The following is a 22,913-nucleotide window of genomic DNA, read 5'->3' as shown; positions in this document are numbered from 1 at the left end:
TTCAGCCTGGACCGTAATCCAGGAGGCGCCCGGTATTGCTTGTTGTTTGCGCCTTGAACTTGGGACAGAGTATGAAAGAACTCCGCGGAGGTAGTCTTGACCTGCATCAAAAACCCTTCATATAGAGGGGTGACTGGTACCGTAAAATCATGCCCCTTCCTTGTTCTTGTCGGCAGGCCCGCGCGGTGCCGGCTGCGGCGTGTCGTCATCACTGACGACACGGTAGCCCGGCCCCTCGAGATCGTCGAACTGCCCGCTGCGAACGGACCACCAGAAGACCACCCCGATCAGGAAGACGAGCAGCACGGACATCGGAATCAGCAGGTACAGGCTTTCCATGGCACAAAGGGCTTTCAGTTGGCCTTCCGCCGTTGCAGGCGAAGGGCATTCAGGACGACGAACAGGGAGCTGGCGGACATGCCGATGCCAGCCATCCAGGGCGTCACCAGGCCGGACATGGCCAGCGGCACCGCAGTGAAATTGTAGGCGAAGGACCACCACAGGTTCTGCCGGATGATGCGCAGCGCCCGCCGCGAGAGCCCGACGCCGTCCGCCAGCGCGCCCAGCCGCGCACCGAGCAATACGATGTCCGCCTGGTTGCGGGCCAGGTCCGTGCCGCCGCCCATGGCGATCGACACCTGCGCCTGGGCCAGCACCGGCGCGTCGTTCACGCCGTCGCCGACCATTGCCACCACGGCACCACCGTGCTGCAGCTGGGTCAGTTCCGCATGCTTGTCCTCTGGCGTCATGCCGCCCACCGCGCGAGAAACGCCCAGGCGCATGCCGAGCTCGACAACCGTGGCCGGCGTATCTCCGCTGAAGATCGACAGGTCGATCCCCTTGCCGCGCAAGGCCTCGAAGGTTGCCGGGCAATCCTCCCTCAGCCCATCGCTGAGCGCGAAGCCCGCAATCCAGCCGGCCGACGAACCCAATGCGATGACGGTCCGGCCCGAACGCTCGTCCTCCAGCAAGGCCGCCGGAATCGGCGTGCCCGTCAGTTCGGCCACGAAGGCCGGGCGGCCGATCCGATGGACCACTCCGGCAAGCTCGCCAGCCACCCCTTGCCCCGTCGTGGCCTTGATGGCCGTGATAGCAGCGCCCGGAGCCGTCGCGGCCGCCAGCCGGATGGCCGTCGCGATGGCATGCTCCGACCCCTGCTCCAGCCCCGCCGCCACGGCCAGGGCTTCTTGTTCAGAGAGGCTGCCGAGCAGACGTACCTGCTCGACCCGCATCGCCCCGTAAGTCAGCGTGCCCGTCTTGTCGAAGACGAAATGCTGAGCCCTGGCCAGCGCCTCGACCGCGTGGCCGCGCGTCACCAGCACCCCCATGCGCGCCAGCGCGTCGGTCGCCACGGTGAGCGCCACCGGCGTAGCCAGGGACAGCGCGCACGGGCAGCTGACCACCAGCACCGACACGAAGACCCACAGTGCCCGATCCGGATCGAACCACCACCAGCCGGCCGCGGTGAGCGCCGCCAGAACCAGCAGCACGACGATGAACCAGGCTGCCACCTGGTCGGCCTGCTGCACCACCCGCGGCTTCTCGGCCGACGCCCGCTCCATCAGCTGGCGGATCGCTGCCAGGCGGGTGTGTTCGCCGGTGCGGGTTACGCGTACGCACAGCGGACTGGTGACGTTGATGCTGCCGCCGGTCACCTCATTGCCGGGCGCCTTGGGCACCGGCCTGCTCTCGCCGGTCAGCAGCGCCTCGTTGGCTTCGCTTCGCCCCTCGACAACGATGCCGTCCGCCGGCACGGCCTCGCCCGGCTTGACGCGGATCACATCCCCCGTCAGCAGCTGGGATACCGGAACCTTTTCCCCATCCGGAGCAGGATAGGCCGGCAGACGCTCGGCGAAAGCCGGCAAGGCCTTGCCCATCTCCTCAACGCCGCGCACCGCCTTCTGGCGCGCCAGCATCTCCACGTAGCGGCCGCACAGCAGAAAGAAAACGAACATTGTCACCGAGTCGAAATACACCTCGCCCTTGCCGGCCACCGTCGCCCAGCAACTGGCCAGGAAGGCCGCGCCCACCCCCAGCGCAACCGGCACGTCCATGCCCAGCCGGCGCAGGCGTATGTCGCGAATCGCGTGACTGAAGAACGGCGCGGCGGAATACAGCACGACGGGCGTGGTCAAGATCAGGCTCGCCCAGCGCATCAACTGCTCGATGTCGGCGGTCATGTCGCCTGGGTCGGCGATGTACACCGGGAAGGCATACATCATGACCTGCATCATGCCGAAGCCGGCCACAAACAGGCGCCACAGGGCGGAGCGGCGCTCCCGCTGGGAAATCTGCTCGGAGCGCGCCGCATCATAGGGATAGGCGCGGTAGCCGATCGCGTGGATGGCCGCCAGGATGTCCGACAGCTTGATGCGCCGCTCATCCCAGCGCACGCGCGCACGCCGCGTCGCGTAGTTGATGTCCACCGCCGTCACGCCAGGCTGGTGGGCCACGTGCTGCTCGTTCAGCCAGATGCAGGCGGCGCAGGTGATGCCCTCGAGGATCAGCGCCGCCTCGCGCTCGTGTTCGCCGATGGGCTTGACGAAGCCCTGCTGGAAATCCGGATGGTCGAACAGCCCGAGGTCCTTCAGCTCGTCGGGCATCGCCTCGCGGGCCTGCTCGGGCATTGTGTCGCGGCGCTTGTAGTAATCGACGAGCCCGCTGCTGACGATGGACTCGGCCACCGCCTGGCAGCCGGTGCAGCACATGTGGTGCGGAACACCCTCGATATCGACGGGGAGATCTACATCTGCGGGAATGGGGAGTCCGCAGTGGTAGCAATCATGCTCGGGCAGAACAGGGGAAGGGGACGACAACGAAGGCCTCGCACAGGACTCGCCGGCGACCGGACGGTGGCCACCGGGAAAACACGCCTTTTAACACAAAGCAGCCCCCCGCGGCGAACCGCCCCTCCCCGGACGGCAACTGGGCGGGCTACAGCCGCGACGGATCGAAACCGGTTTCCCGGTAGATCGAGCGGATCAGGTCGCTGCCAATGCGGGCCTCCATCTTCTGATGGACCGGCAGCATGGCTTTCTTGAAGGCCAGGCGCTCTTCCTTGTTGGGCACATACACCTGCACCTTGCCGCTCTTCCTGATCGCTTCTAGCGCCTTGTCGTTCTCTTCCTTGGCGATCCGGTTGGCGTAGACCGTGGCTTCCCGCATCGCCTGCTCGAGCTGGCCCCGCACGTCGGCGGGCAGGCCGTCCCAGAAACGCTTGTTGGCGATGACCGCATAGCCGAGATAACCATGGTTGGTGACCGCCAGGTACTTCTGCACCTCGTGCATCTTCTGGGTATAGGTGTTCGAATGGGGGTTCTCGGTACCGTCGACGACGCCGGTCTTCAGCCCCTGATACACCTCGGAGAAAGCCATCACCTGTGGCAGACCACCAACGGCGCGGATCTCTTCTTCCAGCACTTTCGACGACTGGATGCGCAGCTTCTTGCCGCGCAGGTCGGCCGGCGTACGGATCGGCGTGTTCGCGGAGAAGGACTTGAAACCGTTGTCCCAGTACGCCAGACCGACGATACCCTTCGATTCGAGCTTCTTCAGAATGCTCGCCCCCACCGGCCCCTGGGTCACCCGGTGCAGGTCGGCGTAGTCGTCGAAGATGTAAGGCAGGTCGAAGACCTCGAACTCCTTCACGCCCAGCGGACCGAACTTGGCCAGGGACGGCGCCAGCATCTGCACAACACCCAGCTGCAGGGCTTCGAGCTCTTCCTTGTCCTTGTACAGCGTGCTGTTCGGATAGACCTCCACCTTGACCTTGCCGCGCGTCAGCTCTTCCGCACGCTTCTTGAAATACTCGGAGGCCTTGCCCTTTGGGGTGTCCGCCGCCACCACGTGGCTGAACTTGATCACAATGGGCGCCTGAGCGGCGGCCATCGCGCACATCCCCAGGGAGAGCAGGCCGAACAGCAGGCTACGCAAACGCATTCCAATCTCCATCATCGGCAGTCGAGGCGGCATGGTACATGAGCCGCAATTCCGGCAGACTGCAACGCCGCACTGTGGAAGATGGCACCAACAGACTCAATTGTGGTCATCCGCAGTGTGGAAACATCGAATGGCTCAAAAATGCCAGTCCGGCGATAAACAGGAATCCTCCCATTCGTGATTCTCAACCCGTTGCCCCCATCGAATTCAGCCTCTCCACCACCGAGTTGGTACTGGAGCCTACCCTATGCCGCCGTGGCCCTGTTCATCGCCACGATGGCGACGCTGCTGTGGCTGACCCATCGCCAGGACGCCGAAGAGCAGCGCGCCACGCTGATCAACGACGTGCTGTGGATGGAGCAGAACCTGTCCTTCCAGTTCGAGCGCAATGACGCGCAACTGACCCAACTCGGCCCTGCCCTGCTGACCAGCAACCGCCTGAGTTCCACTGCCGAAGCGCGCATCAGGCAGGCCCTCGACCCGGAAAGCGGCCTGATCCGCGTACTGTGGCTCGACCCAAACGGGCGCGTGAAAGGCTCCGAACCGCCCTATACCGACAGCCACCTGGTCGGCGAAGCGTCAGGCACCTTTCCGTCGTCGTCGGCCTATCGCCTGGCCCGCTCCCTCGGCCGGCCGGTGTACAGCGACGCCTACGCCGTCCTCGACAACCAGACCCAGTTCGAGGTCCATGTGCCGATCTTCGACGGCGGCCGCTACCTGGGCTCGGTGGTCGGCGTCTATTCGCTGAACAACATGCTCGGCCGCCAGATTCCGTGGTGGTTCTCCGAACGCTACCGGGTGTCCGTCAGCAATAACCTGGGCACCGAAATCGCCGCCAAGTCCAAGGTCTCCCCGCTGTCCAGCCTCAACTACGAGATCCCCTTCGAGCCGCCCGGTCACGGGCTGATGGTCAACGTCACCGCCTACAAGAGCGAAGTGCGCTGGATTCCGCTGCTGCTGATGGGCTCCCTCGGCGTGCTCGGCGCTGCCATCGTGTGGAGCCTGTGGCAGCTGCGCCGGCACATGAAGCGCCGCCAGCAGGCCGAACAAGCCCTCAGTGCCGAACACGCCTTCCGCAAGGCGATGGAGGACTCCCTCAACACCGGCATGCGCGCGCGCGACCTGAGCGGCAAGATCACCTATGTGAATCCGGCCTTCTGCCGCATGGTCGGCTGGAACGCCGATGAGCTTGTCGGCCTGATGCCACCGATGCCTTACTGGGCGCCGGAAGCGCTGGAGCGCACCCGCGCCGTGCACGAACTGGTGCTGGGCGGCAATGCGCCGCCCCAGGGCATGGAGATCCGCCTGATGCGTCGCAACGGCGAGCGCTTCGATGCGCTGCTCATCGAAGCGCCGCTGATCGACTCCAACGGCAAGCACATCGGCTGGATGGGCTCGGTGGTGGATGTCACCGAACAGAAGCGCTCCCAGGAACTCGCCCGCCAGCAGCAGGAGCGCCTGCAGGCCACCGCCCGCCTGGTCACCATGGGCGAGATGGCCTCGACCCTCGCCCACGAACTCAACCAGCCACTGGCGGCGATCTCCAGCTACAACACCGGCTGCCTGAACATGCTCGGCAACGGCGACCTGCCGAAGAAGGAACTCACGACCATCCTCGAAAAGATCGGCAAACAGGCCCAGCGGGCCGGGCAGATCATCCGGCGGGTGCATACCTTCGTGCGGCGCAGTGAGCCCAAGTTTGAACCGGTGGACGTCAACACCATCCTCCGGGAAGCCGTCGGGCTGGTGGAGCCGGACGCCGACCGGCGCGGCGTCCTCATCGAGCTTGAGCTGGAAGACAACCTGCCCTGCGTCGAGGCAGACCCGGTGATGATCGAGCAGGTCGCCGTCAACCTGATCCGCAACGGCATGGACGCGATGGCGGACAATCCGCGCGAAACCCGCCGCCTGATGATCCGGACCCAGCGCCAGAACGGCACGCTGGTCTGCGATGTAGCCGACCGCGGTGCGGGCATTCCGCCCGAGGTCGCCGAAAAGCTGTTCGCCCCCTTCTTCACGACCAAGGCCGAAGGCATGGGCATCGGGCTCAATATCTGCCGCTCGATCGCCGAACTCCACCGGGGCCGCCTGAACTTCGAGAACAACCCGGGCGGTGGTACGATTTTCCACTTCTCCCTGCCGATCCCGTCATGAGCACGCCCCTCGCCCACATTGTCGACGACGACGAAGCCATCCGCGACGCCCTCACCTGGCTGTTCCGGACCCGTGAAGTGGCCAGCGCCGAATGGAGCTCCGCCGAGGAATTTCTGGCTGCCTGGCAGCCGGCGTGGCGCGGCTGCATCGTGCTGGACATCCGCATGCGGGAAATGAGCGGCCTGGAATGCTTCGACGTGCTGCAGGAGCAAGGCAATACCCTGCCGGTCATCTTCCTGACCGGCCATGGCGACGTACCGATGGCGGTCAGCGCGCTGAAGAAAGGCGCCTTCGACTTCCTCGAGAAGCCTTTCGAAGACAACGCCCTGGTGGACGTGGTGATCCGCGCGCTGGCCAAGGATGCCAAGCGCCAGGCCAGCCAGGCCAGCCAGGTCTCGGTCGCCAACCACCTGGCCCTGCTGACGCCGCGGGAGCAGGAAGTCATGAATCTCGTGCTGGCCGGCAAGTTCAACAAGGTCATCGCCGACGAGCTGAACATCTCGATGCGCACCGTGGAGGTGCACCGGGCGCGGGTCTTCGAAAAGATGGGCGTCCGCTCCGCCGTCGAACTGGCCCAGCTGCTGGCACCAAGCCGTGAAAAAGGGTCGAGCAGCTCAGGAGAACACTGACCAGCGCGGCAGGACGCCCGCCGCTCCCGACGGACAGGCGAATTCGGCCGCCACACCAACCCCGGCGATCCACGCCAGGTGCTCATCCACCCACAGCATCGGAACTGTATCCCGCAGCCAGGGGGGAATACCCGCCTCCTGCCACAGGTTTTTCAGACTGCGGGAAGGTCCGCCGGCATTCAGACGCATGCGCGTGCCTGCCGTCCGGTGCCCAACCCGGCACGCCGCCGCCGTCACCCGATCAGCCGCCACCCCCTGCCCGAACACGGCGCAGAAATCCAGCACGCCGCCAGCCCACGGCAAGGCGGCTTCGCCACGCCACGGGCGGAAATCGGCCACTTCGACCGGCACGGTCGCCGCCTCCAGCCACCAACGCTGCCGATAGACACACAGCGCGACGTCACCCAACAGGATCCTCGAACCGGACGCGGCAGCTTCCTCGCGGAACTGCCGCTCAGCCTCCCGCAACCGCGCCTCATCTGGCATCGCCGCCCCCACCTGCACCAGCAGGCGCCGCAGCAGATTGCGCAAACGGGCCGAGGACAAATCCAGCGCAGGGGCTCGCAGCATCTGCATGCATCCCGGAATACTCAGCTTCTCGATGTCGCCGTCCGCCAGTTCCTCCAGCAGCCCTTCCGCCTCGCCGGCCAGCCGCCCCAGCCGGGCAAGATTGGCCGATGCGCCGGCAAAACGCCCATCCAGCTGCGGCAGGATTTCCTTGCGTAGGAAATTGCGGGAGAACGCCGTATCGGTGTTGCTGGGATCTTCCACCCAGCGCAGGCCATGCCGGACCGCGTATGCGTGCAGTACGGAGCGTGGAACGTCCAGCAGCGGGCGCCAGATCCGGCCCGCGGCCCCGACATGTAAGAAATCGCGCATGCCGGCCAAGCCCTTGACGCCGCTACCGCGCAACGCGCGGAAGAGAACGGTCTCGGCTTGGTCGTCCCGGTGGTGGGCCAGAGCCAGCATGCCGCCGCTCAGGCCATCCAGCAGCGCGGCCCGGCGCACTTCCCGCGCAGCCGCTTCCAGCCCGCCCGGATGCGCCCGATCCACCTGGACTTCACGAACCGCGAGCGGCACGGCGAGTACCGCACACAGCTCGGCGCAGGTGTCGCTCCACACTTCGGAGCCCGCCACCAAGCCGTGGCGGACATGCATGGCGCTCACCTCGATCCCGAGCTCGCCCTGCAAACCGGCAAGCACATGCGTCAGCACGGAAGAATCGAGGCCGCCGCTCAACCCGACCCGGACCGGGCCGGGTGCGAAGGAGAGTTGCCGCCAGCTTGCGACAACCCAGGGAGCAAGCTCAGTCGACGGCAATTTCCTTGAACTTGCCGTAACTCATCAGGCGCTCGAAACGGCGCTCGAGCAGCTCCGACGGCGACAGCTCGGACACCTGGCGCAGCGCGTCCTGCAGCGCCCGCTTGAGGTTCTGCGCCATCGCCCGATGGTCGCGATGGGCGCCGCCCACCGGCTCATTCACCACCTTGTCGACGAGCCCGAGGGACTTGAGGCGCGAAGCGGTGATGCCCATCGTCTCGGCTGCGTCAGGCGCACGATCGGCGCTCTTCCACAGAATGGACGCGCAGCCTTCCGGCGAGATGACCGAATAGGTGGAGTACTGCAGCATCAGCAACTGGTCGCCGACCGCGATGGCCAGCGCGCCGCCCGAACCGCCTTCGCCAATGATCGTGCAGATCAGCGGCACCTTGAGTTCCGCCATCACCAGCAGGTTGTGGCCGATGGCTTCCGACTGGCCGCGCTCTTCCGCGTCGATACCGGGATAGGCGCCCGGCGTGTCGACGAAGGTGAACACCGGCAGGCCGAACTTCTCGGCCAGCTTCATCAGGCGCATTGCCTTGCGATAGCCCTCGGGGCGCGGCATGCCGAAGTTGCGGAACAGCTTTTCCTTGGTATCGCGGCCCTTCTGATGGCCGATCACCATGCAGGACTGGCCGTTGAAACGGGCCAGTCCGCCGACAATCGCCTTGTCGTCGGCAAAGCTGCGATCGCCGTGCAGTTCTTCGAAATCGGTGAAGATGTGCTGCACGTAGTCAAACGTATACGGGCGCTGGGGATGGCGCGCCACCAGCGCGCTCTGCCAAGGCGTCAGCTTGGCGTAGATATCCTTGGTCAGGCCGTGGTTCTTCTGCTCCAGGCGGGCGATCTCCTCGGAGATGTCCACCGCCGAATCGTCCTGCACAAAGCGTAGTTCTTCGATCTTCGCCTCAAGCTCTGCAATAGGCTGCTCAAAATCTAGGAACGTTGTTTTCATCCGGTCGAACTCATAGAAATTTTTGCCATTTTACCCTATCGACTCCCGCGACGGGCGTCGCACCCTGGTCAGCCCTGTTTTTACTGCAAAAATCGCATTGCTGCACAGCGCAATAAGCCGCTAACATCGCCCCTCTTTTTGGCTCGCCCCATCATTCCAAATGGCTTCGATGAACCTTCTCCGCGCCCTCGCCACGGTCAGCGGAATGACCCTGCTGTCGCGGATACTGGGTTTCGTGCGCGATTTCGTGCAGGCCCGCGCCTTTGGCGCCGGCATCGAGATGGATGCCTTCGTCGTCGCCTTCCGCCTGCCCAACCTGCTGCGCCGCATGTTCGCGGAAGGCGCCTTCTCCCAGGCCTTCGTGCCCATCCTGGCGGAATACAAGAACAAGCGCGGCCCCGACGAAACCCACCGCCTGATCAACCACGTCGCCAGCGCGCTGGGCCTCGTCGTGCTGATCGTCTCGATCCTGGGCGCCCTGGCTTCACCGGCCATCATCTACGCCACCGCCCCCGGCTTCTCCGACAACGTGGAGAAGTTCGAGCTGACCGTCCAGCTCACCCGCATCACCTTCCCCTACATCTTCTTCATGTCGCTGGTGGCCCTAGCCGGCGGCGTGCTCAACACCTGGAGCCGCTTCGCGATCCCGGCCTTCACGCCGGTGCTGCTGAACCTGTCCTTCATCTTCATGGCGCTGTTCGCGGCGCCCTACTTCCACCCGCCGATCCTGGTGCTCGGCTGGGCCGTCTTCATCGGCGGGCTCGCCCAGGTCGTACTGCAACTGCGCCCGCTGGCCAAGATCGGCATGCTGCCGCGCTTCTCGCTGGACTTTTCCGACCCCGGCGTGCGGCGCATCCTCAAGCTGATGGCGCCGGCCATCCTCGGCGTATCGGTCAGCCAGATCTCCCTGCTGATCAACACGGTCTTCGCCTCCTTCCTGCCGAGCGGCAGCGTGTCCTGGCTGTACTACGCCGACCGCCTGATGGAATTTCCGTCCGGCATGCTCGGCGTGGCGCTGGGCACCATCCTGCTGCCCAGCCTGTCGAAAATGCACGCCGACGAAAAGCCGGCCGAGTTCTCCGCGCTGCTGGACTGGGGCTTGCGCCTGACCCTGCTGCTGACGCTGCCCGCCTCGGTCGGCCTTGCGCTGCTGGCCATCCCGCTGATCAGCACGCTGTTCCACCACGGCGCCTTCAGCGCCAACGACGTGCTGCAGACGCGGACCGCGCTGGTCGCCTACAGCCTCGGTCTGACCGGGCTGATCCTCGTCAAGGTGCTCGCCCCGGCCTTCTATTCCCGTCAGGACGTCCGCACGCCGGTGCGCATCGGCATCATGTCGCTGATCATCACCCAGTTGATGAACCTGATCTTCATCGGCCCCTTCCAGCATGCCGGCCTGGCCCTGTCCATCGGTCTCGCCTCCTGCTTCAACGCCACCCTGCTGTACCGCGGCCTGCGCGCCCGCGGCGTCTACAACCCCCAGCCGGGCTGGGGCGCCTTCGGTGGCAAGCTGGCCGTTGCACTGCTGGCCCTCGCCGGCGGCCTCTATTTCACCGCCGGCCCGGACAGCCTGTGGCTGCACGCCAGCAGCCTGGAACGGGTGATCCGCTTGTCGGCCCTGATCTGCGGCGGCATCACCGTGTATTTCGCCGTCCTGTTCGCCCTCGGCTTCCGGCTGACCGACTTCCGTCGGCGCGGTACGACCTGACGGCGATCCTGGCTACAATTGCTCAAACCACCCAGGGAGACGAAGCAAGATGAAATTGCACAGCGACAGCTTTGCCGACGGCAGCGTGATTCCCGGCCAGTTCGCCTTCTGCGTGCCTGCCGCGGAAGGACATGTGGGCCTCAGCAGCAACCGCAATCCGCAGCTCACCTGGAGCGACGCGCCTGCCGGTACCCGCTCCTTCGTGCTGATCTGCCACGACCCGGATGTCCCGAGCCGCGGCGACGACGTCAACCAGGAAGGGCGCTCCGTGCCGGCCGACCTGCCCCGCGTGGACTTCTTCCACTGGACGCTCATCGACCTGCCGGCCTCCGTCACCCACATTGCCGAAGGAGTGCACTCCAGCGCCGTCACGCCCAACGGCAAACCCGGCCCGGACCTGCCCGACGGCAGCCGCCACGGCGTGAACGACTACACCGGCTGGTTCGCCGGCGACGAGCAGATGAAGGGCAACTACTTCGGCTACGACGGCCCCTGCCCGCCGTGGAACGACTCCATCCGCCACCACTACGTCTTCACGGTGTACGCACTGGACATTCCACGCCTGCCCGTCGAAGGCATTTTCAGCGGCCAGCAGGTGCGTGACGCCATCGCCGGGCACATCCTCGCCCAGGCCAGCCTGACCGGCACCTACAGCCTCAACCCAGCCGTCCCGGCCTGACCCGGCGCATGCGGCCTCCCAACGGGGAGGTCGCATGCGCCGGGCCGGATCAAACCTCGTAGGCAGGCAGGCGCGCCGCCATCAGAGGCAGATTCAGGTGCAAGTGCAGGTAATCGGGCAAGCCGTTCCTGAACGGCGGCCAGTCCTCGCCGGCAATCAGCGGGCGGCACCAGGTCTGAAATGCCGCGGTCACACCAAAGCCGTCCGCCGCGATGAACTCCAGCGGTAGAGTGCGCTCCAGATTGGCCACGCTCTCGAAGGGCTGCAGGTTGGTCCGCCAGCGATAGGGCTGGTCCGACACCCGCTCGATGCCGACGACCCCCCGCTCGCCGGCCAGCGCCCGCCGCACCGCCGCCTTGCCGACGGCAAAAGCCTGGGCCGTATCCGTACGCGACGCCAGATGCCGGGCCGAACGCTGTAGATAGTCGGCCAGCGCATAGTGCACCTTGTAACCGAGGCAGGCGTGGATGCGCTCAGCCACCACCTCCCCCGCCCCGCCCAGCTGGACGTAGCCCTTCTGGTTGCGGTCATGCATGGCCAGGATCTGCCCGTCCGAACCGCGAATGCCTTCCGCCACGACGATCGCGCAGGCGCCGATGCGCTCGACGATCTCCTTCACACGGACCAGAAAGGCAGCCTCATCGAAGGGCACCTCGGGCAGCAGGATCAGGTGCGGCGCCGCGTCTTCCTCCTCCGCCGCCAGCGCACAGGCCGCCGCCAGCCAGCCGGCATTGCGCCCCATGACTTCCAGCACGAAGACGCGCCCCCCGCCGGTGGTCATCGCCGCCAGATCGAGGCCGACCTCGCGGATCGAAGTCGCCAGGTACTTGGCCGCCGAACCGTAGCCCGGACAGCAGTCCGTCAAAACGATGTCGTTATCGACGGTTTTCGGCACCCCGACCACGGTCAAGGGATAGCCGCGCAGGTCTGCCGCAGCCTGGATCTGCCGGCAGGTCTCCATCGAACCGTTGCCGCCGTTGTAGAGAAAGCCGGCGACGTCATGAGCCGCCAGCACATCGAACAGGCGGTCGTACTGGGCCGGATTGCGCTCCAGCGCATCCAGGTCGAAGCGGCAGGAGCCGAAGGCGCCGCCCGGCGTTGCGCGCAGGCGGGCCAGGTCGGCGTCCGACAGGGCCGCGGTGTCCAGCAAGGTTTCCCGCAGCACGCCCAGAATGCCGTTGCGGGCGGCCAATATACGTCCGACCGCATCGCCGGCCTGGCGCGCGGTAGCAATCACGCCGGCCGCCGACGCATTGATGACCGCAGTCACGCCGCCCGACTGTGCATAAAGGAGATTTTTCGCCATCCGGATCCTCTTGCCGCAGATTGCGCCACTGAAAAAACAAAGGCCGGCTTGAAGCCGGCCCTTTGCGAGTGCGGACTGGGCGCTTACTTCAGCGCTTCGAAAGCACGCTCGCGGATTTCCTCGACCTTGCCGAGGCCGCCGATCTTGCGGTACTGGGGCGCAGTCGCGTCACCCTTGGCCGCCCAATCGGAATAATAGGCGACCAGCGGCTTGGTCTGGGCGTGGTACACGTCGAGACGCTTCTTGACGGTCTCTTCCTTGTCGTCGTCGCGCTGGATCAGCGGCTCGCCGGTCTCGTCGTCCTTGCCTTCCACCTTGGGCGGGTTGAACTTGACGTGATAGGTGCGGCCGGAAGCCACGTGCACGCGGCGACCGGACATGCGGCCGATGATTTCTTCATCGGGCACGTCGATCTCGAGCACGAAATCGATGGGCACGCCGGCAGCCTTCATGGCCTCGGCCTGCGGAATGGTGCGCGGGAAGCCGTCGAACATGTAGCCGGACTGGCAGTCGGCTTCCTTCAGACGGTCCTTCACCAGACCGATGATGATGTCGTCGGACACGAGGCCGCCGGCATCCATGACCTTCTTGGCCTCGATGCCCAACGGGGTGCCCGCCTTGACGGCAGCACGCAGCATGTCGCCGGTGGAGATCTGGGGAATACCGAACTTTTCCTTGATGTAATTGGCTTGGGTGCCCTTGCCGGCGCCCGGCGGTCCCAACAGAATCAAACGCATGTCTTTCCCTCCTCTGGTTATTGTCGATACGACATGGGATTGCGAAACTATCGCGAAACTTCCGCAAGGTCAAACGCCTGGCGGACACGTTCAAGATCTTCGGCGGTATCCACTCCGGCGGGCGGAGCCTGGTCCAGCACCATGACCCGGATGGGGAAACCGTGGGCCATTGCCCGCAGCTGTTCGAGGGCCTCCCAGTGCTCCAGCGGAGACGGCGTCAGCGTGGAATAGCGCTTCAGGAAGCCAGCCCGATAAGCGTACAGGCCGATGTGGCGATAGGCCGGCAGGCCGACGGGCAGCACGCCGCGCTCGGCCGCAAAGGCGTCCCGCGCCCAGGGGATCGGCGCCCGCGAAAAATACAGCGCCCGGCTCCGGGCATCGAGCACGACCTTCACCACGTTCGGATTGAAGAATTCTTCCGCCGAACCCAGCGGATGGCAGGCGGTGGCGATGGCGGCCTCGGTGTCGCCGGCCAGGCACTCGGCAGCACGGCCGATCAGTCCTGCCGGAATCAGCGGCTCGTCACCCTGCACGTTGACGACGATGTCGTCGTCGCCCCAGCCCAGTTGCGTTGCCACTTCGGCCAGGCGGTCGGTGCCCGACGGATGCCCGGCGTCGGTGATGACGACCTTGCCTCCGGCCTGTTCGACCACCGCGGCGATGCCTTCGTGATCGGTGGCCACCCACACCTCGTCGGCGCCGGCTTCCAGAGCGCGATCGAGCACACGCAGGACCATCGGCTTGCCGGCGATATCGAGCAGCGGCTTGCCGGGCAACCGGCTACTCGCGTAGCGGGCCGGAATGACGATACGGAAACCCATGTCAGCGGGACTGGGCGATTTCTTCGTCGGTCAGCGACCGGGCTTCTTCCTCCAGCATCACCGGGATGCCGTCACGAATCGGGTAAGCCAGGCGGGCGCTGACGCTCCACAGCTCCTGCTTGTCCTTGTGGAAGTCGAGCGGGCCCTTGGTAATCGGGCACACCAGGATTTCAAGCAGTCGGGGGTCCATCGAGCTTCTCCACAATCAGTTCCGCCGCCCCCGGCGCAACCTGCGCGCGGACCGGCCACACCCAGCTGTCGGCCGGGGCGAAAGGCGCGCATTTTACCGCATCCTTCTCAGTCATCAGAAGCACATCACCATCGGAAATTCCCAGATCGGCCGCAGCGAACGCGTGATGATCGGGAAATGGGCGCCGCAGGATGCTCAAACCCAACCCTTCGAGCTGGCTGAAGAAGCGTTCCGGCCGCCCGATGCCGGCCATCGCATGGACCCGGCGGCCACGGAAGGCGGCTGCCTCGCAACGTTCTTCGCGCCGCCCGAGCCGCTCGAACAGCGAACCGGCCAGCCCGAACTGGAACACCGGCGCCGGGCGGATCTTTGCGGACAAGCGTTCCGACAAGGCGCCGTGGGCCAGCACCAGCCCCGCCTCGCGAACACGGCCCAGGCCTTCCCGCAGTGGCCCCGCCGGCAGGCGCAGGCAGTTGCCGAGGGTGGCTTCGTCCACCACCACCACTTCCAGATCCCGTGCCAGCCGGTAATGCTGCAGACCATCGTCGGCGATCAGCACATCCACATCCGGGTGGGCGTTCAGCAAGGCCTGCCCCGCCGCCGGACGGTCTCGCCCGACAAAGACCGGGCACCCCGAGCGGGACGCCATCATCACCGGCTCGTCGCCGAAACGGGCCGGATCGCCATCGACGGGCACCGCGGCCACGCCTTCGACCGCCCCGCCGTAACCACGGCTGACGATTCCCGGCTTGAAACCCCGACTGCGCAAAAGCTCCACCAGCCACAGCACGACGGGCGTCTTGCCGCTCCCGCCGACAGCCACATTGCCGACGACGATGACCCGCACCGGCAGGCGGACGGATTTCAGGACGCCCAACGCAAAGAGCCGGCGACGCAGGCCGGCCAGCAATACGAACAACAGGGAAAGAGGAAAGAGGCTCCATGCGAGCGCCCCTCGGCTCTGCCAGAATCCGGGGGCGCTACGAGGCATGGATTACTGCAGACTCAGCGCTGAGTAGCCTGAGTGGCGAAGGAAATGTGAATCAGCCCGGCCTGCTGCGCCGCCTGCATCACATCGATGACGCGCTGGTGAACCGCCTTCGCATCCGCATTGATGATGACCACCGGATCCTTGGCGTTGGCAGGCGCCACGGCGCGCAGCGCGGCTGCAATGGCGGCCACGTCGGTGCCGCTGACCGGGCGCTTGTTGATGACCACCTCGCCACCGGCGGTGACGGCCACGTTGATCTCGACCGGCTTGTCATCGCTGACCTGGGCGTCCGCGGTGGGCAGGTTGATCTCCAGCCCGGCGAAGCGCGAATAGGTCGTGGTGAGCATCAGGAAGATGATGATCACCAGCAGCACGTCGATCATCGGAATCAGGTTGATTTCCGGCTCCTCGCGGGAGCGGCCGCGGCTGAAGTTCATGGCCTGTGCCTCAGCGACGTTCGCCGTGGATCAGTTCGACGAGACGGATCGCCTGCTGCTCCATCTCGATGACCAGACCATCGACGGTGGCCCGGAAATGGCGCCAGAAGATCATGCTCGGAATCGCGATGACCAGGCCGAAACCGGTGTTGTACAGGGCGATGGAGATACCGTGGGCCAGCTGTTGGGGGTTGGAGCCGCCGGGCGCCTGGGAGCCGAAGATTTCGATCATGCCTACGACGGTACCGAACAGGCCCATCAGCGGGCTGATCGATGCGATGGTGCCGAGGGTGGTCAGGAAGCGCTCCAGGTCGTGGGTCACCGCGCGACCGGTTTCCTCGATGGACTCCTTCATCACATCACGCGGGCTGCGCACGTTGCGCAGACCGGCGGCCAGCACACGCCCCAGCGGGGAGCTGAGGGCCACGCGGTTGAGCATCTCGGAAGTCACGCCACTCTGGCGCATCTCGGCGACCACCTTGTCCACCAGGCCGTCGGGCAGGATCTTGCTGCGACGCAGCGTAATGAGCCGCTCGATGATCAAGGCCACGGCCACGATCGAAGCAAACAACAAGGGCCAGATCGGCCAGCCGGCAGCTTGAAGAATGGCGAACACGCGAACGCTCCTGGGAATCGGACGAAGCCCGTGACTCTAACCTGCCCAAGGTTGCAGAGCAACACATGGAGCGTGTCAGACAATCCACAAATTCTGTGGATAACTTTGTGGATTGATGCCAAGGGCGGGCGCTAAACCCGTAGTTTGTAAGGGTTTTTAGTGGTCGGGTCAAAAATGAGGCGACATACACATATGTTATAAATCAATTACTTACAAGTTTATCGGCAAGTCAAGGGCCAGAACTGGATTTTTTACCCCCGCCCTGGGCGGGATGTGGATTCCGTTAGAATTGGCCCCCATGAACACCCCGCAAAGCAGCACCAAAGTCAACTCCGGCGAAGTCGTTTCCGTGTCCTGGCTGAACCGCGCGGCCCGCGAAGCGCTGGAAGGCAGCTTCCCCCTGTTGTGGATCGCGGGAGAGGTTTCGACCCTCACCCGCGCGGCCTCCGGGCATGTGTACTTCACCCTCAAGGACGACCAAGCACAGGTGCGTTGCACCATGTGGCGCAACCGTGCCCAACTGCTTGGCTTCCGCCTGGAACACGGGATGCGCGTGGAAGTGCGGGCCTTGGTGACGCTGTTCGAAGCCCGCGGGGATTACCAGCTGAATATCGAATCCATCCGCCAGGCCGGCGTCGGGAATCTCTATGAGGCCTTCCTGCGCCTGAAGGCGCGCCTCGAGGCGGAAGGCCTGTTCGATCCGGCCTCCAAGCGGCCGTTACCACGCTTTCCGCGGGGCGTCGCCGTCGTCACCTCCCCCCAGGCCGCCGCTTGGCGCGACGTCACGGCCGCGTTGGCACGGCGGGCACCGCATGTTCCGCTGAGTCTGTATCCGAGCCTGGTCCAAGGCGCCGACGCGCCCGCCCAGATCACCGCCGCGATCCGCCAGGCTGGCCTCCGCGCCCAGCAGGACGGCAACGACGTGCTGCTGCTGGTGCGCGGCGGCGGCAGCCTGGAAGACCTCGCCGCCTTCAATGACGAGAGCGTCGCCCGGGCCATTCGCGCCTGCCCCTTGCCGGTGGTGGTCGGTGTCGGCCACGAGACCGACGTGAGCATTGCCGACTTCGCCGCCGATCTGCGCGCCGCCACACCGACCGCCGCAGCCGAGCTGGTCAGCGCCGGCTTCGTGGAAGCCAGGGAGGGGCTGGAGCAACTGGCGCGCCGTCTCAAGCGGGCCATGGAGCGGCGCATCGAGAACGCCGCCCAGCGCGTCGACCGGGCCGCAGCGCGCCTGACCCATCCCCGCCAGCGCCTGCACGCCGGCCGACTGCAACTGGAGAATCTGCGGCAACGCCTGCAGGCCCGCATCGTCCAGCAGCTTTCTGCCCACCGGACGCGGGTCACCACGCTGGAACTGCGCCTATCCGCCTGCCGCCCCGATCTGGCCAGCCGGCAACAAAAACTGGACGCGCTGGAGCAAGGACTGCAGCGCGCCATGCGCAAGCTGCTCGCCGACCGCCGGACGCAAGTGGACACCCTGGGCCAGCACCTGGCCCACCTAGATCCCCGCGGCGTGCTGTCCCGCGGCTACAGCATCACGCGGGACGCATCGGGCCAGATCGTCCGCTCCGCCAAGGAGCTCGTTCCGGGGGATCTCATCCACGTTGAATTCCACGACGGTGTCGTAGATGCAAAGGTAGACAAGCATTCCGGCTAGTTGCGGTGCAAAATAGCGGATGGAACCGGCGGCCGGATGAGGTACGCCGAGGCCGATTGTGCAGAGAATCCAATCCCGACTAGAATAGTCGGATAACTTCCTATACACCCCGGAGAAACAAATGGCTCATACCCTGCCCGAACTGCCCTACGCCAAGAACGCCCTGGTGCCCCACATTTCCGAAGAAACCTTCGAGTACCACTACGGCAAGCACCACCAGGCCTATGTGACCAACCTGAACAACCTCATCCCGGGCACCGAGTACGAGAACCTGTCCGTCGAAGAGACCTTCCTGAAGGCCCCGGCCGGTGGCGTCTACAACAACGCCGCCCAGGTCTGGAACCACACCTTCTTCTGGAGCTCCCTCAAGCCGAACGGCGGCGGCGCTCCCGCCGGCGCGCTGGCTGACGCCATCAACGCCAAGTGGGGTTCCTTCGACGAGTTCAAGAAGGCCTTCCAGGCTTCCGCCGTCGGCAACTTCGGTTCCGGCTGGACCTGGCTGGTCAAGAAGGCCGACGGCTCCGTCGACATCGTCAACACCGGCGCCGCCGGCAACCCGCTGAAGAGCGGCGAAGGCAAGCCCCTGCTGACCATCGACGTGTGGGAACACGCCTACTACATCGACTACCGCAACGCCCGTCCCAAGTTCGTGGAAACCTTCCTGAACAGCCTGGCCAACTGGGACTTCGCTGCCGCCAACTTCGCCTGATCGCGAAGCGGCTGCAGCCACCGGGAGCCCGGCGACCTCAGCGGTCAGCGCTCCCGGAACAGCCCCGACACCGGTTCACGCCGTGTCGGGGCTGTTCTTTTTGAGCACGTCTTGCAGCGCGGAAGTATGGCTTGTTGAGGAAGCTGTATTTATATACAGTCAACTCATGTCCCAACAGGATCCTCCCGCTTTTGCCGAACTCTGTGCCCGCTCCAACTTCAGCTTCCAGACCGGTGCTTCGCATCCGGAGGAGCTCGTCGAACAGGCCGTGGCCCTCGGCTATACCGCGCTGGCGCTGGCCGACGAATGCTCCATGGCCGGCGTCGTGCGGGCTTACGCGGCCTGGCAGACGCACAAGGAACGGCTGCAGCTGATCGTCGGCACCCGCATCCAGCTCGAGGACGGCCCGCAGCTCGTATTGCTGGCCGAGAACCGGGAAGGTTACGGCCAGCTGTGCCGCCTCATCAGCCACGGCCGGCTGGCAACGGAAAAGGGCCAGTACCGGCTGCACCGTCGGGATCTACATGGCGGTCTCAACAGCTGCCTGGCCCTGCTGATTCCTCCGGACACCACCTCCGCCACGCTCACGGATGACGCCTGCTGGCTGGCCGCCCTCTTCCCCGGCAGCGCCTGGCTCGCCGCCCTCCTCCCGATGGGCGCCGACGACCGCCGCCGACAGGCGTGGATCGGCACATCAGCGCGCGCCGCCGGCATCCCGGTCGCCAGCACCTGCGCACCACTGATGCACCACCCGTCGCGCCACCCCGTGGCCGATGTGCTGAGCGCCCTGCGCCACCATTGCAGCATCGACGAGGCCGGCTACCGGCTGGCCGCCAATGCCGAACTCCACCTGCAGAGCCGCCAGCGCCTGGCCCGCCGCCACCCGCCGGAGTGGTTGGCCGAAACGCTGGTGATCGCTGCCCGCTGTCACTGCCCGCTTAGCGAGCTGGGCTACGAGTATCCGGAAGAAATTGTGCCTCCCGGCGCCACGGCGGGATTCCACCTGCACGCGCTGGTGGACGCCGGCCTACGGCGCCGCTACCCGTCAGGTCCGGACGGGCTGGATCGGGTCCCTACCCACATCCGCGCCCAGGCCGACAAGGAGCTCGCGTTGATCATCGACCTCGGGTACGAGGCCTTCTTCCTCACCGTCGAGGACATCGTCCGCTTCGCCCGTAGCAAGACCATCCTGTGCCAGGGCCGCGGCTCGGCGGCCAATTCGGTGGTGTGCTACGCGCTGGGCATCACCGAGGTCAAGCCGGAGGACGGGCATCTGCTCTTCGAGCGCTTCGTGTCGAAAGAGCGCCGCGAGCCGCCCGACATCGACGTGGACTTCGAGCACGACCGGCGTGAAGAGATCATCCAGTACATCTACAACAAGTACGGTCGGGATCGGGCCGCCCTGGCCGCCACGGTGATCCGCTACCGTCCCCGCAGCGCCCTGCGTGACGTGGGCCGTGCCCTCGGCTTCGACCTCGGCCAAATGGAACAGCTCAGCCGCCGCCTGGCCTGGTGGGACGGCAGCCGGGTGGCACCGGAACGCCTGCGCGAAGCCGGCCTCGATCCGGACGCGCCGCGCACGCAGTTGCTGCTCGAACTCGCCAACACGCTCGTCGGCTTTCCCCGTCACCTGTCCCAGCACGTAGGCGGCTTCGTGATTTCCCGCGGCCCGCTGGCCGAACTGGTCCCGGTGGAGAACGCCGCCATGGCCGAACGCACCGTCATCCAGTGGGACAAGGACGACCTGGAAACCCTCGGGCTGCTGAAGGTGGACGTGCTAGCCCTCGGCATGCTGTCGGCGATCCGCCGCAGCCTGGACCTCATCTCACGCTGGCGTGGCCAGCCCTTTGCGGTAGCCGACATCCCGCGGGAGCAGGCGCCCGTCTACGACATGCTGTGCGAAGCCGACGCCATGGGTGTCTTCCAGGTGGAGTCCCGCGCCCAGATGAGCATGCTGCCGCGCCTGAAGCCACGCACCTACTACGACCTGGTCGTCGAGGTGGCCATCGTCCGGCCCGGGCCAATCCAGGGCGGCATGGTCCATCCCTACCTGCAGGCGCGGGAAAAGGTGGCCCGTCAGGAGACCATCGACTATCCACGGGCGGAGATCGAGCCGGTCCTGTCCCGCACCTACGGTGTGCCGATCTTTCAGGAACAGGTCATGCAACTGGCGATGGTCGCCGCCGGCTTCAGCCCCGGCGATGCCGATCAACTACGCCGCTCGATGGGTGCCTGGGGACGCCAGGGCGACCTGCAGCACTACCAGGAGCGCCTGACAGCCGGCATGCTCGATCGCGAGTACCCGCGGGAATTCGCCGAGGCGCTGTGCCGGCAGATCCAGGGCTTCGGCAGCTACGGCTTTCCGGAATCCCACGCTGCCAGCTTCGCGCTGCTGGTCTATGTTTCAGCCTGGCTCAAGCGTTTCGAGCCGGCGGCCTTCCTGTGCGGTCTACTCAACAGCCAGCCGATGGGCTTCTACGGCCCGTCCCAGCTGATCCAGGACGCCCAGCGTCATGGGGTCGAAGTCCGCCCGGTCGATGTCAGCGCCAGCGAGTGGGAATGCACGCAGGAAGCCTCCAGCAGCGCCCCGGATCTCCCCGCCGCCCGCCTCGGTCTGCGCCTCGTCAAGGGCTTCAATGCCGCCGCCGCAGAACGCATCGTCGCCGCCAGACAGGGCGGCGCCTTCCTGTCGGTGGACGACCTGACGCGCCGGGCCGGGCTCAACCCGGCGGAGCTCCGCGCACTGGCGTCCGCCGGTGCCATTGCCAGCCTGGCTGGCCACCGGCGCCAGGCCTGGTGGGCCGCCAGCGGCGCCCAGCCCCCCCCCGGCCTGCTCCACCAGGCACCGCTGGCGGACGACCGGCTCGCCCTTCCCACCCCCAGCGAAACCCAGGACCTGATCGCCGACTATGCGCGCCTGGGTTTCAGCCTGGGCCGCCATCCACTGCTCTTCCTGCGCGCCCGCTTACGGGCCGAGCGCTTCCTGACCGCGGCGGAAATCTCCGACTGCCCGGACCGCAAACTGGCCCGGGCCGCCGGCATCGTCACCTGTCGCCAGCGTCCGGGGACGGCCAGGGGCACGATGTTCGTCACCATCGAGGACGAAACCGGCTGGATCAACGTCATCGTCCGGCCCGAACTCCTGGAGGCCGAAAGACGCATCCTGCTGGGCACCAGCCTGCTCGGCGTCTATGGGCAGATCGTCCGCCAGGACAAGGTGGTGCACCTGCACGCCAAACGGGTCGTGGACCGCTCCTCCCTGCTTGGCCAGCTGGCCCCCAGGAGCCGGGACTTTCATTGAATCCCGCCGCCCTTCCGCGGTCTCATTTCCATGAAGAGTCCACCATCTCGCCCGGAGTACCTCATGCGTTTCCGCCCCCTGTCCGTACTGTCACTTCTCGTTTCCTGCATGCTCCTGCTGGCGGGCTGCGCAACCAGCACCATCCAATCCAGCTGGCGCGATACCAGCACACCAGCCGTCGCCCCTCACAGGATTGCCGTCTTCGTCTCTGTAAAGGACGACGAAAACCTGCGCAAGATGGCCGAGAACCGCATCGTCCAGCACATGCCCAGGAGCGTGCAGGCCACCGCCGGGCATCTGCTCGACCTCGAACCCAAGCCCGAAGCCGCCAGCGTCCGCCGGCGTTTGATCGACGGCGGTTTCGACAGTGCTCTCGTCGCCCGCCTGGTATCCGTGGACAAGACGCAGACCGTCGTTCCCCCGCAAACCCAGTTCGGGCCCGACCCCTTGTTCTGGCGGATGGGGCCTTACTATCGGCCTTATTACAGCCCCTTCTTCAGCTACTACCCCTATACCTACGAAGCCCCCGGCTACACCATTGACACCACCCGTGTCGTCGTCGAGACACTGCTGTATCGCCTGCCGGACGCCAAGCCGGTGTGGTCGGCGGTCACTGAATCCGTCAATCCCGAATCATCCATCCGCCTCGTGGACGAGCTGATCGATCTGCTCGGCAAACGCCTCAGGGACGAAGGGCTGCTACCGCCCAACTGAGAACGATCCACCCCATTTCCTCTCCGGGCGACGTAAAACACCCCTATTCA

At 65.8% G+C, this 22,913-nt stretch carries 20 protein-coding genes; 8 read left to right on the top strand and 12 right to left on the bottom strand.

What is annotated here, in order from left to right; all coding sequences use genetic code 11:
* Positions 1-147 precede the first annotated feature (147 nt).
* The 3 genes from ccoS to AC3QL2_RS20590 form a co-directional block, all read right to left on the bottom strand.
* Positions 148-339, bottom strand: coding sequence for a cbb3-type cytochrome oxidase assembly protein CcoS (gene ccoS, locus AC3QL2_RS20600; protein ID WP_493232832.1), 192 nt, complete (start codon positions 337-339; stop codon positions 148-150).
* 14 nt (positions 340-353) lie between these two features.
* Positions 354-2,795, bottom strand: coding sequence for a heavy metal translocating P-type ATPase (locus tag AC3QL2_RS20595; RefSeq protein WP_493233143.1), 2,442 nt, complete (start codon positions 2,793-2,795; stop codon positions 354-356).
* A gap of 139 nt (positions 2,796-2,934) precedes the next feature.
* Positions 2,935-3,939 (bottom strand): TRAP transporter substrate-binding protein, encoded by a 1,005-nt coding sequence (locus AC3QL2_RS20590; protein WP_493232834.1) that lies wholly within the window; start codon positions 3,937-3,939, stop codon positions 2,935-2,937.
* A 255-nt stretch (positions 3,940-4,194) separates the two neighbouring features.
* Between AC3QL2_RS20590 and AC3QL2_RS20585 the strand changes: the two genes are divergently transcribed.
* Entirely contained in the window at positions 4,195-6,093 is a 1,899-nt protein-coding gene (locus tag AC3QL2_RS20585) for a PAS domain S-box protein (RefSeq protein WP_493232835.1), read from the top strand.
* A complete protein-coding gene (locus tag AC3QL2_RS20580; protein ID WP_493232837.1) occupies positions 6,090-6,722 on the top strand; it encodes a response regulator transcription factor in 633 nt (210 codons plus the stop codon). Before AC3QL2_RS20585 ends, AC3QL2_RS20580 begins: the two co-directional genes overlap by 4 nt.
* Here the strand turns inward: AC3QL2_RS20580 and tilS are convergent.
* Together tilS and AC3QL2_RS20570 are read right to left on the bottom strand one after the other, a co-directional pair.
* Positions 6,708-7,961, bottom strand: coding sequence for a tRNA lysidine(34) synthetase TilS (gene tilS / locus AC3QL2_RS20575; RefSeq protein WP_493236682.1), 1,254 nt, complete (start codon positions 7,959-7,961; stop codon positions 6,708-6,710). The genes AC3QL2_RS20580 and tilS overlap by 15 nt on opposite strands.
* A gap of 67 nt (positions 7,962-8,028) precedes the next feature.
* Complete coding sequence (locus tag AC3QL2_RS20570) at positions 8,029-8,997, bottom strand: acetyl-CoA carboxylase carboxyltransferase subunit alpha (protein ID WP_493232840.1); 969 nt, start codon at positions 8,995-8,997, stop codon at positions 8,029-8,031.
* A 169-nt stretch (positions 8,998-9,166) separates the two neighbouring features.
* Here AC3QL2_RS20570 and murJ point away from each other — a divergent pair, with 169 nt between their 5' ends.
* Positions 9,167-10,705 (top strand): murein biosynthesis integral membrane protein MurJ, encoded by a 1,539-nt coding sequence (gene murJ / locus AC3QL2_RS20565; RefSeq protein ID WP_493232841.1) that lies wholly within the window; start codon positions 9,167-9,169, stop codon positions 10,703-10,705.
* A 49-nt stretch (positions 10,706-10,754) separates the two neighbouring features.
* Entirely contained in the window at positions 10,755-11,384 is a 630-nt protein-coding gene (locus tag AC3QL2_RS20560; RefSeq protein ID WP_493232843.1) for a YbhB/YbcL family Raf kinase inhibitor-like protein, read from the top strand.
* 49 nt (positions 11,385-11,433) lie between these two features.
* Here the strand turns inward: AC3QL2_RS20560 and AC3QL2_RS20555 are convergent, their stop codons facing one another.
* The 7 genes from AC3QL2_RS20555 to AC3QL2_RS20525 all read right to left on the bottom strand — a co-directional run bounded on the left by AC3QL2_RS20555 (position 11,434) and on the right by AC3QL2_RS20525 (position 16,482).
* Complete coding sequence (locus AC3QL2_RS20555; RefSeq protein WP_493232844.1) at positions 11,434-12,690, bottom strand: 6-phosphofructokinase; 1,257 nt, start codon at positions 12,688-12,690, stop codon at positions 11,434-11,436.
* 83 nt (positions 12,691-12,773) lie between these two features.
* Entirely contained in the window at positions 12,774-13,427 is a 654-nt protein-coding gene (gene adk, locus AC3QL2_RS20550; RefSeq protein ID WP_493232845.1) for an adenylate kinase, read from the bottom strand.
* Positions 13,428-13,474: 47 nt separating this feature from the next.
* Positions 13,475-14,248, bottom strand: a complete 774-nt coding sequence (gene kdsB, locus AC3QL2_RS20545; protein ID WP_493232846.1) for a 3-deoxy-manno-octulosonate cytidylyltransferase — start codon at positions 14,246-14,248, stop codon at positions 13,475-13,477.
* Position 14,249: 1 nt separating this feature from the next.
* Positions 14,250-14,438, bottom strand: a complete 189-nt coding sequence (locus tag AC3QL2_RS20540; RefSeq protein ID WP_079434920.1) for a Trm112 family protein — start codon at positions 14,436-14,438, stop codon at positions 14,250-14,252.
* Entirely contained in the window at positions 14,419-15,429 is a 1,011-nt protein-coding gene (gene lpxK, locus AC3QL2_RS20535; RefSeq protein WP_493232848.1) for a tetraacyldisaccharide 4'-kinase, read from the bottom strand. Before lpxK ends, AC3QL2_RS20540 begins: the two co-directional genes overlap by 20 nt.
* Before the next feature lie 14 nt (positions 15,430-15,443).
* Positions 15,444-15,866, bottom strand: a complete 423-nt coding sequence (locus AC3QL2_RS20530; RefSeq protein WP_493232849.1) for an ExbD/TolR family protein — start codon at positions 15,864-15,866, stop codon at positions 15,444-15,446.
* Positions 15,867-15,876: 10 nt separating this feature from the next.
* A complete protein-coding gene (locus AC3QL2_RS20525; RefSeq protein WP_079434917.1) occupies positions 15,877-16,482 on the bottom strand; it encodes a MotA/TolQ/ExbB proton channel family protein in 606 nt (201 codons plus the stop codon).
* A 298-nt stretch (positions 16,483-16,780) separates the two neighbouring features.
* Between AC3QL2_RS20525 and xseA the strand changes: the two genes are divergently transcribed.
* The 4 genes from xseA to AC3QL2_RS20505 all read left to right on the top strand — a co-directional run bounded on the left by xseA (position 16,781) and on the right by AC3QL2_RS20505 (position 22,863).
* The gene (xseA, locus tag AC3QL2_RS20520; protein WP_493232850.1) at positions 16,781-18,139 is read left to right on the top strand and encodes an exodeoxyribonuclease VII large subunit; all 1,359 of its coding nucleotides are present in this window, start codon (positions 16,781-16,783) and stop codon (positions 18,137-18,139) included.
* 121 nt (positions 18,140-18,260) lie between these two features.
* On the top strand, positions 18,261-18,848 hold the full coding sequence (locus AC3QL2_RS20515) for a superoxide dismutase (protein WP_481122206.1): 588 nt from the start codon (positions 18,261-18,263) through the stop codon (positions 18,846-18,848).
* A gap of 166 nt (positions 18,849-19,014) precedes the next feature.
* Positions 19,015-22,149, top strand: coding sequence for an error-prone DNA polymerase (locus AC3QL2_RS20510; RefSeq protein WP_493232851.1), 3,135 nt, complete (start codon positions 19,015-19,017; stop codon positions 22,147-22,149).
* Between the two features lie 63 nt (positions 22,150-22,212).
* Positions 22,213-22,863: a DUF4136 domain-containing protein gene (locus tag AC3QL2_RS20505; RefSeq protein WP_493232853.1), complete on the top strand. Its 651-nt coding sequence runs from the start codon at positions 22,213-22,215 to the stop codon at positions 22,861-22,863.
* Positions 22,864-22,913: the final 50 nt, after the last annotated feature.

This window comes from Zoogloea sp. GW822-FHT05C07 (assembly GCF_058800215.1).
The sequence above is the reverse complement of the archived record's forward strand: the minus strand, read 5'-3'. Positions and strand labels throughout refer to the sequence as shown.